The organism is Halopenitus sp. H-Gu1 (assembly GCF_041821145.1).
Lineage (GTDB): Archaea > Halobacteriota > Halobacteria > Halobacteriales > Haloferacaceae > Halopenitus.
This window is the reverse complement of sequence record NZ_JBGUBC010000039.1, coordinates 1-12,891: the sequence shown is the minus strand read 5'-3', so window position 1 is coordinate 12,891 and position 12,891 is coordinate 1. Positions and strand designations below refer to the sequence as shown.

Genomic DNA, 12,891 nt, shown 5'->3' with positions numbered 1-12,891 from the left:
AGCCTGATCCAATTCATTTAACTATCGGTGCGAGCAACGATCGGTTGAGGGGCTGGTGGTCTAGTCCGGTTATGACGGTTCCTTCACACGGAACAGGCCCCAAGTTCAAATCTTGGCCAGCCCATCACTGTTCTTTCTCGATCTTCCTGCTACATTGTACGCAATACTCGCCAGTCAAGTAGTCATTCGATGCGCGGAAAAGTATTCGCGGGAAGTCGTGGTCGGGATGCCGATTCGTTACTTCCCTCGAAGAATCTCATCGAGGCGGTCATTCGTCGTTCACCACGCTCCGTCTCAAGTTACTACTGTGACATAATCAGAGGGTTCCTGATATCAAGTGAGATGGTACTGAACTACTATACTGGGGTATGAAAATGGTTGCATAATGGAACTCTGGTCGTCACGTACCGGCTTTATCTTCGCTGCTACCGGTGCAGCTGTCGGCATCGGAAACATTTGGCGCTTCCCATCAGTCGTCGGTCGAAACGGCGGTGGGGCATATCTCGTGCCGTTCCTCGTCGCAGTGTTTGTCTTCGCCGTTCCGCTCATGATCCTCGAGATCAACAGCGGACGACGGATGCGTGCCGACATCGTCGCTACGTTCCGAGACGTCCGACCGAGCTTCCGAGCCTTGGGATGGTTCATCGTGGTTCTCGTCGTCCTGATACTCAGTTACTATCTCGTCATTACGGGCTGGATTCTCGCGTTTCTGGTATCCGCGCTAATTGGTAGCGACATTTCGCTAACTAGCTTTACAGGGACGTACGCACCGCTCGTTACCTTCACTGTCTCACTTATCATTGTTGGTGGTGTTCTCTCACTCGGCGTTCGTGAGGGGATCGAACGGTTGACGACGGTTCTCATGCCACTGGTGTTTGTGATCCTCCTCGGTATGGCAGCGTTTTCGGTGACACTATCGGGGTTTTCGGAGGGGGTCGCGTTCTTCTTGATGCCGGATCTTACCGTTCTCACGGATCCACTCATCTGGAGTGCTGCGTTCGGTCAGGCATTCTTTTCTCTATCCGCTGGGATGGGGATTCTCCTCACGTACGGTAGCTATGTGGGCGAAGAGATGGACGTTCCCGAAGCGGCGTTCATCATTGCGGTGGCGGACGTGATCGTTGCGATCTTGGCCGGCATCGTCGTCTTCCCGATCGTCTTTACGTTCGATCTCGAACCGTCTCTCGGGACCGAACTGGCGTTTTCGACTCTCCCCGCAGCGTTCTCGCTTCTTCCTGGTGGACGGATCGTTGCCGGAGCATTCTTTGGGCTCCTGTTTGCGGCCGCCATCACCTCTGCGGTCTCCATGATGGAGGTCGGGGTCTCGACAGTTCGCGGTTCGACGGGATTCTCACGGAGACGAGCAACTGTTCTCGTTTCTCTCTTCGTCTTTGTTCTTGGGATGCCATCGCTATTGAGTTACACGCCGTTTCAATTCCGGATGTTTGGGATGCCGTTCCTTGATCTCTTGGACGACTCTGTTGGGACGTTCGGACTCCCAGTCACTGCACTCATGATCTCGATCACATTCGGGTATTTTGTGGGGCAACCGGAGGCTCGATTACCGCTCAGTGAGAGATTGGCTGTCGTTTCCACGAAGTATCTCCTTCCGCCGATTCTCGTCGCTATCATCGCGTCGCAGCTGTTCCTCGGGTTTGATTTCCCTGGTTGGCACGTTCTCCCGGGGAACACGCGGGATCGAGCGCTACTGTCCGTTATGACTCTCGTCGGTATCGGCGTCTTCGGCTCCCTCTTGTTTCGCCTCCGGCGAGGAGTGGTCAAATAAACCACTCCTCCCCCGGACGAACCGGCGATTGCTCCCGTCACGATATCGGGAACGTCTGGATATGGTTCGTACTCGACGTCACCAACGGTGACGAGCCCATCGCTCAACGATGTTCCCAGGTAAAGAAACGACAGTCCTCGGTGTCCGCCATAGCTCCTGCAATTACGGGAGAGGACCGACGGGACCGGCGAGAATGAATCACGCTACGTGAAAGAACCTCACATATACATTCGGTCTTCGTAAATATCGGGCTGTTCAACTGCTTGTGATCGCTCTTCGAGATCCCGGTAGTATTGTTCAATTTCGCTTGCGAACTGCTCCAGTTCCGTCGTATCGATATCAAGATCGTACAGCTGTTCGACAGCAACGAGAAGTCGCAGTGCCGCTTCGACATCCGGGATACGGGCGTGGACCGGTGTAACGAAGACACCGACACGAAGGTCAGTATCCATTCCTCGACCGAGGAAGCTTGCATTCACACCATTGAGGAATCCTGTGCCCATCGCTGGAATTTCGGTAGACGATAGCTGTTCACGCTGGTAGTCTTCGGTAGCGACGTAGAACACCTGGTGTTCCGTTGGACCATGGGGAAGAGGAATGCCGGCAAGGATTGTCACTTCCTGTACGGTATTCGTGTCGGTCCATTCGAGGATCGACTTTGCAAACGGATCAGCCGCCCACAGCGGCACGAAAAGCTCATTGACCAGAAGGGTCAGATCCAAATCGGGACGAGAAAACAATCGAGTGTGATGACGTGGTGTGCCGTTCTCGAAAGGCGTAATCGAGGGAAGCGCCTCTGTCGAGATATAGCCGGTTTCTTTCAATTCAAGTTGATTCACTAAGAAATTAACCCCAGTCAGCCCGGCTAGTCCAAACGATGAGAAGCCGGCAATGAGCCTCTCAGACGGAGTCGTCTCATGAGTGATCTCGAATGATGGACGAGTGGATGGATCCGCGGTCATACCATCTCATCTTCTCGACGAACAATAATTATTGGGCAGAGCGTATTCGATAAAACCTTCCCCTAGGCATACGGAAGACTACTGTGGACGAATTTCGACGCTTGTCCACCAATCATCACTGTGCAGTCCACCCGCCGTCAACAGGGATGTTCGCTCCCGTAATGTAGGAAGCCTCCTCGGAGGCAAGGAACATTGCGAGGCCGGCGATCTCTTCTGGTTGGGCGACTCGCCCCATGGGGGTCTGCCCGTGGACGTACTCGTAGAACTCCTCGTCCTCGAAGTTGGGCTCGGTCATTGGCGTTTCGACAAAGCCCGGACAGATGCTATTGACCCGAACGTTCCGTTTGGCGTAATCGACTGCGACCGACCGTGTGAAGTTGACGATACCGCCTTTAGCCGTCGCGTAGGCAGTCACTCCCGGGCCAGCGACGAGGCCGTAGATCGACGCGATGTTGATGATGCTTCCTTCGGATTCCTTCAGGTGGGGTACTGCTGCTCGCGTCCCGTGCATGACGCCGTTCAAATTGATTCGCATTACGTCATGCCAATCATCCAGTGACATCTCCTCGACCGTCCCGACCCGACCGATCCCCGCGTTGTTCACCATCACGTCTAGTTGTCCGTACTTCTCAACAGTGGCTTCGACGAGCGCTTTGACCTGTTCGTATTCTGCGACGTCACACTGCGTGAAGTCACAGTCGAGTTCCTCAGCTGCCTTTTGACCTGCATCAGCCGAGCGGTTTGCAATAACGACCTCGGCACCATATTCTCGATACTTGGCGGCGGTTGCTTTGCCGATTCCCGTCGAGCCACCGGTGACTATTGCGACCTTGTTCTCAAGCATGGAATCAATCCGCAATACTCCATCTCAGGTCTAAAATGCTGGGACGGTACCACCTCCGAAGAATTCCGGATGGAACCAACATCGGTTCGAGTGGCCTGAATAGGTGCCACTCACGGGTTGCAACGTTCAACATGACCCGTGGGATGGGTTCGTTGGGCAATCACCGAACTCGGAACACTCGTATCGTGTCCCGTGCTGTGGGTTCGCGGAGCAGTTGGACGAGTCCCCTGGCGGTAAATACCTGTTTCCAGTTGCGATGGTACAGCGGGAAGTCGTCGTCGACGTAACTGACGGCAGTGTTCTCTCGGCCCCGCTGCGGACCATTCCCCTCGTTCTCGGCAGTCACGAGGAGATCGGCGGTGATACGGCCGAACTCCTCAAACAGCCACTCGTCTTCCGGGTGGATGTGTTGGAGAGTCTCGACCGAGTAAACGACATCGAACGCGCCGTCGGCAAACTCCGGGATGAGATCTTCGACGGCACCGGTGTGGAACGTCCCGGTCTCGGCGAGTTGCGGGTAGTACTCGGCCATCACGGTGAATGATTCGTCGTTGATGTCGATCCCAGTTACATTCTCGAATCCGTGCTCGCTGAGGTGTGCCAAGTGGCGTCCGGAACCACAACCCACCTCGAGAATCTCAGCAGTCTCGTCTACGTAATGGGTTAGCACATTAGCGAGTATCTCACTCACCTCATTCGGTCCGATCCGGGCGTAATATGCCGGTGAATATCTCCCGGAGCGCTCGGCCCAATCCTGACGAACATCGTCCGGGTGCATACATCCACATATGGTGAAGAGATGTATATAGCGCTCGGGATGGATGCCAACTCCAGCAGGAGCGCACGACTGGGAGGCTTACCATAACCGATCCGTTCGCTCCCGAACGCCGTCGAGATCCGCCTGCGTGTCGACATCACGTCTGACGCCCGGGTCCCCCGTTTCGACCAGCACCGAATCGTCCTCCGCCAGCAGTAACTGTCGACCACCCACGTCGCCGTCGGTGTCGGCCAGCGCGTCGAAGTGCTGCTCGTCGAACAGCACCGGATTCCCGCGCTCGCCGTCGTATGCGGCCGCAAGCGCCGAGGCCTCGCCCGCGCGGTAGGCGCTCACGAGCGCGTCGACGCTCGCGGGAGCGACCAGCGGCATGTCCCCGAGCGCGAACACCGCTCCGGCCACGTCGGCGTCGATCTCTCTTACGGCTCGCACTCCTGCTTGGACGCTCGTGGCCTGTCCCTGGTCGTAGTGCGGATTCTCGACCACCGCAAAGCCGAGCCCGTCGAGCGCGGCCGCGACCCGTTCGCCGTTCGCTCCAATGATGGCGACCCGTGGATCGACGGTCGCCTCGCTGAGGGTACGAGCGGCATGTCGGACCAGTGGCTCTCCGTTCAGGGTTGCCAGCAGTTTGTTGCGCTTGCCGAACCGGGAACTCGTCCCCGCCGCGAGCAGGACGCCCGCCACTGCACCCTCGCGAACCGGATCCGCGACCGATTCGGGCGGGTCGATGACCCGGAGGGATGGCGTCATTCGACCACCGGATACGGGACGACATCGACGGTCTCACCCGCGGCCCGGTCGCTCTTGACGACGAGAAAACCGTCGGCCCGCGAGGCGCGGGTACTCGACGACAGGACGCTCGGATCGAACGTCGTTTCGTAGACGGAAAGCGGCGAGTCGACGTGCCCGAGCGGCGTGGCTGTACCCTCCTCGAGGAGCACGGGGACGACGTACGCGAAACCAGAGACCCCGATTCCCACGTCGGTCGTCAGCGTCGCTGACACCGTCGGGAGCTCCGTCTCACCGATGAACAGTGGCCGGGCGACAAGCGTCGTGACGGCGTGTGCGCCGACCGGCTTGCCGGGGATGGCGACGACGACGGCGCCGTGGTCGGGCAGGCGGGCGACAGCGATGGGCTTGCCCGGTCGGATCCGAACGCGGTGGAAGAGCACCTCGCCGAGTTCCCCGAGCGCCCGAACGACGTGATCTTTGTCCCCGACGCTTGTGCCGCCGGTGGTGACGACCACGTCATGGCCGTCCGCGAGGTCGGCGATGCGATCGCGGACTCCAGGGAACTCGTCCGGAACCGTCCCTTCGTAGGTCGGCTCGTGACCCCACGACTGGAGGAGACCGGACAACATCGGCGAGTCGAGATCACGCTGTCGTCCCTCGTGGATCTCGGTTCCGGTTGCCAGGAGGGCGACGTCGAACCGCTCGTGAACCTCGATCTCGTCGGCTCCGAGATCACCGAGTAGGAGCGCGTCCTTGGGTGAGATCCGCTCGCCCGTCGAGAAGAGTTGCTCGCCCGCAGCGACGTTGCTTCCACGCTCGTAGGTGTAGGTGCCGGGCGAAATGGGATTCCCACGGAGCTGCCCGTTCTCGACGGTTGCGTGCTCCTGTTTAAGCACGGCATTGGCTTCCGGCGGCAGCGGCGCGCCGGTGAAGATACGGACGGCCTCGCCCGACTCGAGAGAGGGCGGATCGTCCTCGGGGAAGATCTCCTCCTCGCGGAGAGCCAGTGGATAGTCGTCGGTGGCGTCGAAGGCGTAGCCGTCCATCGTCGACCGCGACATCGGCGGCAGGTCCCGCTCGGCGACTACCTCCTCGGCAAGAGTTCGTCCTGCCGTCTCCGCAAGCGGCACCGTCTCTGTCGGCTGGTCGGCCACGATCGCTTCCCGTAACTCGAGGACACGGTCCACCGCCGCTTCCCGCCACACCATCCCTTCGTCGTGGGACTCCATCTCTTTGCCGTCGTGGGACTCCATCTCTTTGCCGTCGTGTGAACCCATCTCTTCGTTATCGTGTGTCATGTGCGGGCGTTAGGAACCGTCCGCTCATAAAGGGCGGACTCGGTGGGTGCGACGGGCAGACAGCGTTGTCGTCTGGTTCGGATCGGATGCAGGGTCCTGATCAGACGATGTCGGCCACGCTCGTTAATTCGATGTCGGCATCGCCGAGTCGGTCGTGGATCTCCGATAGGATCTCCACGACGTTCGGGGTGTCGCCGTGGATGCAGATGCTCTCGGCCGGAATATCGAGGCGCTCGCCGGACGGCGTCTCGACGACGCCATCGGTCGCGATGCTGATGAACCGATCAGCGACGAGTTCAGGATCACGGGCCGTCTTTTCTTTCGGGATCACGACGCTCCGATCCGGCCGATAATCAAGGTCGACGTAGCCCTCGAAGGCAACTCGGATGGGATACTCCTGAGCGACTTCGTAGATGTTCATATCCGTCGCGAGATAGATGAGATCCTCGTCGACGTCGAGGACGCCCTCGATCACGGCGCGAGCGTGCTCCTCGCTCTCCGAGAGCATCGTGTACATCGCGCCGTGGGGTTTGACGTGCTGGAAGGGGACACCGAGTTGGTCGGCGAACGCCCGGAGCGCGCCTAACTGGTAGATGACGTAGTCTCGAACCTCCTCCGGTGAGGCATCCATCGTTCGGCGGCCAAAGCCCAGTTTGTCGGGGAGACCGGGGTGAACGCCGATGTCGACGTCGTGGTCGTCGGCGAGCGCGACCGTTCGCCGCATGACGTGTGGATCACCCGCGTGATACCCGCCGGCTATGTTCGCCGTCGTGATGTAGGGCATCACCTCTGCGTCCCGCCCTTTGGCATATTTCCCGAAGCTCTCACCCATGTCGCAGTTGATGTCGATGTGGTGGGTCATGGACGATAGTCGAGACGCTCCAGCGGGGATTAAATCCCGGGGAGGAGCGGTCCGATGATTCCCGATCCGACGAACATCACATGGACGGTCGCCACGGTTGCAAGAAGCGCGATCCAGCCGGTGTATCGCTTCGCAGTGGGCATCATATAGCCGTGGGTGAAGAGGTAGAATCCGCCCAGAGTGAACGGTGCGTAGATGAGGAGATCGATGATCAGTCCCCAGGTGACGGGAGCGCTGACCGCGAAGAGCGCCACGATCAGGAGGAGTTGGACCGGAATCTGGACGAGCGCCACGACACCGAGTGGCTTCATGTCCGCGCCGTACCAGTGTGTGATGGCGGCGATCAGCCAGAGCAGGCCATACAGAAGCGGAATCGCGGTAAAGATGAGACTGACGACTTCGCCGAACGTCGAGTCGATCGTATGCCAAAGTCCCATGACGAAGAGGGTGATGAACCCGGTGAACTCGACGGCCGCGATTCCTTTGAGCTCCGACTCGTTCAACTCGTAATCCTCGTATATGGCGATGAACCACACGAACAGCGGGAGGATGAGCCCGGCCATTCCGAACGCCACGCCGTTAACCATGATGCCACCTCCGGAGCGGATTTCGACTGCAGTCCGTTTTGCTGAGTTGTGTCGTCTGGCTATCGGTGGTTCGTGCTTGCACGTTTCTACACCTGCCGGTACATCACAATTAGTCGTTATAAAAGTATGGAATAAAATGAGGGTGAATAGCAATCATGATGGTACGCGACTGAGGAGTTGGTCGGTGTTCGAGTGTCTTGCTTCGGGACGACCGTCTCATCGAGTCTATCGACTGGATCAACCGGGAGTTCGTGGAGCGGCCTGGCGTTCGTGGAGCGGTAGATGATCGGACATGCGTGAGAGTGGGTACCCTTCGAGATCGTAACGAAAGTTTCGCCATCATCGTGTAGATATGTCACTTTTATATGTAGTCATATTTATCAATATTTGGGCGTCCACCGGAGCCTGGGAACTGCCAGGATCGCGTCGCAGTCAATCAGAGGTCATCCGGATCAACGACGGGCAGTACTCGCTGTACGCCGGCGTCGATCCTGAACCGATCGAGATTCTCCAACACTGCTGTTCTCGACGTCTACTCACGAGCGCATGCGGGTTTCTCATCGGCGACGTCGCCGATCTCGGGGGTGGCCTGAAAAAAAGCGGACGTGAGTATCGTGTCGAGACCGCCGGCTCTCGAAATTCGGTTGAACAGATATTTTGGAAAACATAAACGAGATACCATCAGATTCCTAACTATTCGTGCAGATCGATCCAACGGCTGCAGAAACGTGGTGTCAAGCCTTCGTCGTCCGATAGAATCACACGTAAGGTAACGCGACGCCACCGATAGGAGAGGCGAACAGTTGCTTCGTTCGTATTCCACGCTCGGAACTCCCCGACCTTTGGGCCGTGGAGAACGAAGAATGTCGCTCCTCGGACTATCACTCCTCGGAGCGAAATTTGTCGGGGTAACGAGGGTATCCGCATCCGCGAGGACGTTTGGCCTCTGGACGTCCAAGACGGGGACGGTGCGTCCTCTTGACATCGCTTTCAGACGCCGCCCGGATGGATGGTTGCCCGATAGGCCTCGCCGTTAGCCTGCTTTTCATAGGCCGTCTCCGCGTCCGCGAAGTCCGTTTTACAGTTGAACAGCTCCGTAAACGGGACTTCCCCGCCGAGCTGGTCGAGAAGCGAGATGGCCGTCTCGAACTGGATAGGGGGATACGCGAGGCTTCCGAAGACGTCGAGGTCCTTTTGGACGAGCCGCGTCGGGTTGAGATCGGTCTCTCCGTTGTACGCGTAGTGGCCGACCTCGACGAGCGTCCCGCCGTCGCGGGCCATTTCGATGCCCTGGGTCACGGCGTCAGGGACGCCGGCTGCTTCGATCACGAGATCCGGCCCGACGTGGCCGCTCGTCAGCGATTTCACGCCCTCGATGAGATCGTCCTCGTCCTCGTAGTCGGTGAAGTTCACCGTGTCGGTCGCGCCGAACCGTTCGGCGAGTCCGAGGCGGTCGTCGATCGCATCGACTATGATGACCTGTCCGGCACCGCCCGCCGTCGCTGCGCTGGCGGCGAGCAGCCCGATCGGGCCGGCTCCCTGGATGGCAACCGACTTGCCGATCCCGAACCCCTCGCGTGCGTCCGGGATGCCGGGGCGGAACCCGCGCTCGAAGGCCCGCGTGGCGACCGAGAGTGGCTCCGCGAGTGCCCCCAACTCGACGTCCATTCCGTCGGGGAGCCGGTAGAAGCTGGTGCGCTCGTCGACGAGGACGTACTCACTGAACCCGCCGTGGATCCCCTGTCCATAATCGACGTTGAGGAAGCCGTAGACATCGCGATCCTCACAGGTCGTCGGTCGGGTCGGGACGTTGTTACAGTACCAACAGTCACCACAGACGACGCCGGGAACGACAGTGATCGGATCGCCGACCTCGACCGGATCTCCCTTCGAGTCGGTTTCGATCTCCGTACCGACGTCCGCGATGAATCCGGAGAACTCGTGGCCCGGTACGACCGGGAAATCCAGATCCATGCCGCCGTCGTTCATGTGAACGTCCGATCCGCAGATGCCACTTAATTCGACCTCGACGAGGACGTCGCGCGGGCCGAGTTCCGGGACCGCTATGTCACGTTGTGTGAGGCTTCCCGACTCCTCCATAACGAGCGCATTCGATTGCATTCAGCGGGTGATCGTGAGTTGGATAATTATTTTTTGGGTATAGATATCGTGACGCGCGAAGAGGAGACACAAACCCTTATACTCCATCCTCGGCAACGAGTTATACGATGTCAGAACAACGCTCGAAGCCAACTGGGCTGTACATTGCGGGCGAGTGGATAACCGACACGGACGAGTCGATCGTCTCCAAGAATCCGAGCAACTCCGACGAGGTCGTCGCGGAAGTCGCCAAGGGAGATCGCTCGGACGCGCAGGATGCGGTCGACGCCGCAGTCCACGCCCAGGACGAATGGGCGTCGCTGACCACTCACGAGCGAGGTTCCTACCTCCACGAGACTGCCTCCATCATCGAGGACCGAAAGGAGGAACTCAGCCAACTCGTGGTTCAGGAGATGGGCAAGACGATCGGGGCCGCAAGCGGCGAGCTCCAGCGAACGATCGATCTGCTCAACTACTACGCCGAAGTCGCTCGCGACGCCGGCGGAAACGCGCCCCCGAGCGCAAGCGAGAATACGCTCACCTACACCCAGCGCGAGCCGTGGGGAACGGCGGGCGTCATCACCCCCTGGAACTACCCGATCGCGATCCCGACCTGGAAGATGGCCCCGGCGCTCATCGCGGGCAACACGGTCGTCTTCAAGCCGGCTTCACAGACCCCCACTATCGCGGCCGAGCTCGTGAGTGCCTTCGAGGAGGCCGGTCTCCCGGAAGGCGTCATCAACTTCGTTCCCGGCTCGGGCAGCGACGTAGGCGACGAGATCACCACCAACGACGACATCGACATCGTCACCTTCACCGGCAGCTATCAGGTCGGCGACCACGTCCACACCGCGGCTTCCGACGAGGGGAAACGCGTTCAGTGTGAGATGGGCGGCAAGAACCCGATCATCGTCGACGACAGCGCGGACATCGATCTCGCCGTCGAGTTGACGATCAACGGCGGATTCACCGGCCTCTCCGGGCAGGCGTGTACGGCCACGAGCCGCGCCATCATCCTCGAATCCGTCTACGACGAGTACATCGACCGGCTCATCGAGCGTGTCGAGTCGCTCACCGTCGGTGACCCGCTCGATGAGAGCTCCGACATGGGACCGAAATCCTCCGCCGGTGGACTCGAAGGCGATCTCGACTACATCGAGATCGGCAAGGAAGACGGTGCGACGCTCCGAACTGGCGGAAACCGACTTGAGGGCGACGAATACGAGGACGGCTACTACGTCGAACCAACCGTCTTCACGGACGTGGAACCCGACATGCGTATCGCCCAAGAGGAGATCTTCGGGCCCGTCCTGGCGGTCCTCGAGGTCGCCGACTACGATGAGGCCATCGAGGTCGCAAACAGCGTCCAGTACGGCCTCTCGGCGTCTATCTGTACGAACCGCCTCGACCACGCAAAGCAGTTCGTCCGCGACATCGAAACCGGGATCGTGAAAGTGAATCAGACCTCGACGGGCGTCGAGATGCAGATGCCCTTCGGCGGTCGGAAACAGTCGAGTACCGAGACCTTCAAAGAGCAGGGTCGGCAGGCGCTCGACTTCTACACCCACGAGAAGGCGGTCTACGTCACCCACACCGAGTGATTATCGACCGGTGAGCGCCTCACTAGCGGGCGAGAGTTCGATGAACGTACCGAGATCGGCTTCGACCGCGCGGTCGTAAAGCAACTTCGCGGCCGCGACGGTCTCGATGCCGGTTCCACCGCTGTCGAAGATCGTGATCTCCTCGTCCGACTGCCGACCGGGCGCCGCACCCGCGACGATCTCGCCCAGTTCGGCATGGACGTGATCCTCGTCGATCAATCCCTCCTCAAGCGCCTGGAGGAACGATCCGGCGTCCTGGAACGCGCGGTCGTGGAGGTCGGGGACGTACGTCGCACGCGCGATCGTCTCCGCTTCGAGTTCGCGGGCGTTGGGGTCGTATCGACCCATCGCCGTGATATGTGTTCCCGGGGTGATGTCCTCGTCGTCGACGACCGGCTCGGAGGCGGTCGTCGCCGTGACGACGACGTCAGCGGGCGCGACCGCCTCGCTGCTCGTCTCGACGGGGACGATCTCCGGCTCGACGAACTCCGCCAGTTCCTCGGCGAACGCCTCCCGGCTTTCCGCGGTCCGCGAGTGAACGCGAACGGTCTCGAAGTCGCCGATGGTCGCGATCGCCCGGAGTTGTCCACGTGCCTGCGATCCCGCACCGATGATCCCGATCTCGCTGGCGTCCTCACGTGCGAGCGCGTCGACGCCGACCGCGCCGGTGGCGCCGGTCTTGAAGGGGTTCATGCTGGCGCCATCGAGCAGCGCCTTCGGCGCGCCCGACTCCGAATCGAAAAGTGGCGTCACGAACCACGCGTCCGTGGCGCCGAATCCCGCGGAGTACATGTACCCACCCATCACGCCCGAGTCGGGCAGGATGGCGAGATAGCCGGTCATCATCCCGGCGGGCTCGTCGCTTGTCAACTTCGTTCTCGGCCGTGCGGGCGCCCCCTCGCCCCGCTGGCGATAGGCGTCACGCACCGCGTCCACGTATTCGGCCGGCGTTGCGAGTCCCGTCACGTCCTCGCTCGTGAGGAATCGTACGTCGGTCATCGGTCCCGTCCTGTCGGTGGACTCCGAACGTCATGAACAGTTCGGTGCGATCGACTCACAAACCGATCGCGGCGTTTGTCGTGTGATTTTGTGAGAGTCAAATCGAAATGATGGATAAATAGCCTGGTGATGTGGATTACAATTCAAACGGGACTGTACGGTCCCTCTCAGGTCGATTCGGGAGCGATCGTCCGACATTTACCTGAACGCAGGCGCTAAGGCCCCTTCCTCAACGAGCGACCGAAGGGAGCGAGTAGGGAGGGGATACAGCGCTATCATCTTCTTTCATCAATGCGATACTGCCGCCCCGCAGGCCCACGCTATCGATAGCTTTATGTTTCTACT

At 59.8% G+C, this 12,891-nt stretch carries 11 protein-coding genes and 1 tRNA gene; 3 read left to right on the top strand and 9 right to left on the bottom strand.

All coding sequences use genetic code 11. From position 1 onward, the window contains the following. Positions 1-49: 49 nt before the first annotated feature. Positions 50-124: transfer RNA gene (locus ACERIT_RS15570), tRNA-Val, on the top strand. 261 nt (positions 125-385) lie between these two features. Beyond that, positions 386-1,786, top strand: a complete 1,401-nt coding sequence (locus ACERIT_RS15565) for a sodium-dependent transporter (protein ID WP_373675778.1) — start codon at positions 386-388, stop codon at positions 1,784-1,786. A gap of 218 nt (positions 1,787-2,004) precedes the next feature. On the opposite strand, the gene ACERIT_RS15560 is transcribed toward ACERIT_RS15565, so the two are convergent. The 8 genes from ACERIT_RS15560 to ACERIT_RS15525 all read right to left on the bottom strand — a co-directional run bounded on the left by ACERIT_RS15560 (position 2,005) and on the right by ACERIT_RS15525 (position 9,967). Next, positions 2,005-2,748: a proteasome assembly chaperone family protein gene (locus tag ACERIT_RS15560; protein WP_373675777.1), complete on the bottom strand. Its 744-nt coding sequence runs from the start codon at positions 2,746-2,748 to the stop codon at positions 2,005-2,007. A gap of 115 nt (positions 2,749-2,863) precedes the next feature. Continuing rightward, positions 2,864-3,592, bottom strand: a complete 729-nt coding sequence (locus ACERIT_RS15555) for an SDR family NAD(P)-dependent oxidoreductase (RefSeq protein WP_373675776.1) — start codon at positions 3,590-3,592, stop codon at positions 2,864-2,866. 160 nt (positions 3,593-3,752) lie between these two features. Next, on the bottom strand, positions 3,753-4,370 hold the full coding sequence (locus ACERIT_RS15550) for a class I SAM-dependent methyltransferase (RefSeq protein WP_373675775.1): 618 nt from the start codon (positions 4,368-4,370) through the stop codon (positions 3,753-3,755). Between the two features lie 78 nt (positions 4,371-4,448). Continuing rightward, positions 4,449-5,117, bottom strand: coding sequence for an NTP transferase domain-containing protein (locus ACERIT_RS15545; protein ID WP_373675774.1), 669 nt, complete (start codon positions 5,115-5,117; stop codon positions 4,449-4,451). Next, the gene (locus tag ACERIT_RS15540) at positions 5,114-6,397 is read right to left on the bottom strand and encodes a molybdopterin molybdotransferase MoeA (protein ID WP_373675773.1); all 1,284 of its coding nucleotides are present in this window, start codon (positions 6,395-6,397) and stop codon (positions 5,114-5,116) included. The genes ACERIT_RS15545 and ACERIT_RS15540 overlap by 4 nt, the downstream gene beginning before the upstream one ends. 100 nt (positions 6,398-6,497) lie before the next feature. Then, on the bottom strand, positions 6,498-7,259 hold the full coding sequence (locus ACERIT_RS15535) for a LamB/YcsF family protein (protein WP_373675772.1): 762 nt from the start codon (positions 7,257-7,259) through the stop codon (positions 6,498-6,500). Positions 7,260-7,288: 29 nt separating this feature from the next. After that, on the bottom strand, positions 7,289-7,846 hold the full coding sequence (locus ACERIT_RS15530; protein ID WP_373675771.1) for a hypothetical protein: 558 nt from the start codon (positions 7,844-7,846) through the stop codon (positions 7,289-7,291). A gap of 990 nt (positions 7,847-8,836) precedes the next feature. Beyond that, entirely contained in the window at positions 8,837-9,967 is a 1,131-nt protein-coding gene (locus tag ACERIT_RS15525; protein WP_373675770.1) for a zinc-binding dehydrogenase, read from the bottom strand. Positions 9,968-10,074: 107 nt separating this feature from the next. Between ACERIT_RS15525 and ACERIT_RS15520 the strand changes: the two genes are divergently transcribed. Next, a complete protein-coding gene (locus ACERIT_RS15520) occupies positions 10,075-11,547 on the top strand; it encodes an aldehyde dehydrogenase family protein (RefSeq protein ID WP_373675769.1) in 1,473 nt (490 codons plus the stop codon). On the opposite strand, the gene ACERIT_RS15515 is transcribed toward ACERIT_RS15520, so the two are convergent. Further along, a complete protein-coding gene (locus ACERIT_RS15515; RefSeq protein WP_373675768.1) occupies positions 11,548-12,546 on the bottom strand; it encodes an ornithine cyclodeaminase family protein in 999 nt (332 codons plus the stop codon). It lies immediately after the preceding gene. Positions 12,547-12,891 lie beyond the last annotated feature (345 nt).

What these genes read in the sequence shown, in the direction of transcription:
- ACERIT_RS15515 (WP_373675768.1), bottom strand. Translation starts at nt 12,546, where the DNA reads ATGACCGACGTACGATTCCTCACGAGCGAGGACGTGACGGGACTCGCA.
- ACERIT_RS15545 (WP_373675774.1), bottom strand. Translation starts at nt 5,117, where the DNA reads ATGACGCCATCCCTCCGGGTCATCGACCCGCCCGAATCGGTCGCGGAT.
- ACERIT_RS15530 (WP_373675771.1), bottom strand. Translation starts at nt 7,846, where the DNA reads ATGGTTAACGGCGTGGCGTTCGGAATGGCCGGGCTCATCCTCCCGCTG.
- ACERIT_RS15550 (WP_373675775.1), bottom strand. Translation starts at nt 4,370, where the DNA reads ATGCACCCGGACGATGTTCGTCAGGATTGGGCCGAGCGCTCCGGGAGA.
- ACERIT_RS15565 (WP_373675778.1), top strand. Translation starts at nt 386, where the DNA reads ATGGAACTCTGGTCGTCACGTACCGGCTTTATCTTCGCTGCTACCGGT.
- ACERIT_RS15560 (WP_373675777.1), bottom strand. Translation starts at nt 2,748, where the DNA reads ATGACCGCGGATCCATCCACTCGTCCATCATTCGAGATCACTCATGAG.
- ACERIT_RS15520 (WP_373675769.1), top strand. Translation starts at nt 10,075, where the DNA reads ATGTCAGAACAACGCTCGAAGCCAACTGGGCTGTACATTGCGGGCGAG.
- ACERIT_RS15535 (WP_373675772.1), bottom strand. Translation starts at nt 7,259, where the DNA reads ATGACCCACCACATCGACATCAACTGCGACATGGGTGAGAGCTTCGGG.
- ACERIT_RS15540 (WP_373675773.1), bottom strand. Translation starts at nt 6,397, where the DNA reads ATGACACACGATAACGAAGAGATGGGTTCACACGACGGCAAAGAGATG.
- ACERIT_RS15525 (WP_373675770.1), bottom strand. Translation starts at nt 9,967, where the DNA reads ATGCAATCGAATGCGCTCGTTATGGAGGAGTCGGGAAGCCTCACACAA.
- ACERIT_RS15555 (WP_373675776.1), bottom strand. Translation starts at nt 3,592, where the DNA reads ATGCTTGAGAACAAGGTCGCAATAGTCACCGGTGGCTCGACGGGAATC.